The sequence below is a fragment of the Burkholderia territorii genome (genome assembly GCF_902833055.1).
GTDB classification, from domain to species: Bacteria; Pseudomonadota; Gammaproteobacteria; order Burkholderiales; family Burkholderiaceae; genus Burkholderia; species Burkholderia territorii.
In genome coordinates this window covers 1-812 of record NZ_CADFEJ010000058.1, presented here as the reverse complement: position 1 = coordinate 812, position 812 = coordinate 1, and the positions used below count along the sequence as shown (strand labels likewise).

At 66.9% G+C, this 812-nt stretch carries 1 pseudogene; it reads left to right on the top strand.

Features of this window, described 5'->3' with window-relative positions:
* Nucleotides 1-812, top strand: a pseudogene (locus HW466_RS30950) (hypothetical protein); the annotation flags it as partial.

Genomic DNA, 812 nt, shown 5'->3' with positions numbered 1-812 from the left:
ACGCAAGCGAACTCGGACGGTCTTTCGGACCTGCGCGACAAGCTGTCGGACGGCGGCGTGATCGATCCGACGACGGGCGAATCGCTGGCAGTGACGTACACGGACGCGAACAAGACGGCGGTGCAGCTGGGTAATGCCGGTACGCCGGTGACGGTCCAGAACGTTGCAGCAGGCGCACTGTCGGCGACGAGCACGGACGCGGTGAACGGTTCGCAGCTGTTCGCGACGAACACGCGCGTCGGTTCGCTGGAAGACACGCTGTCGAACAGCGGCTTGATCGACCCGACGACGGGCGAATCGCTGGCAGTGACGTACACGGACGCGAACAAGACGGCGGTGCAACTGGGCAATGCCGGCACGCCGGTGCGCGTGTCGAACGTGGCGGACGCCGTTGCGGACAACGACGCGGTGAACCTGAAGCAGCTTCGCGATTCGGGCCTGATTGGCGAGGATCCGAACACGGGCGATCTGACGTCGCTGGCCGTGACGTACGACGACGCGACGAAGGCGGGCATCACGCTGGGTAACGCGGGCACGCCGGTGTCGATCCACAACGTTGCGCCGGGTGCGGTGTCGTCGGCTAGCACGGACGCGATCAACGGTTCGCAACTGTTCGGCACGGCACAAAGCGTGGCGGGCGCGCTGGGCGGCGGTGCGGCAGTGGGTGCGGACGGCACGATCACGGCGCCGACCTACACGATCGGCGGCACGGACCTGCACAACGTGGGCGACGCGCTGACGAACCTGGATGGTCGTACGCAAGCGAACTCGGACGGTCTTTCGGACCTGCGCGACAAGCTGTCGGACGGCGG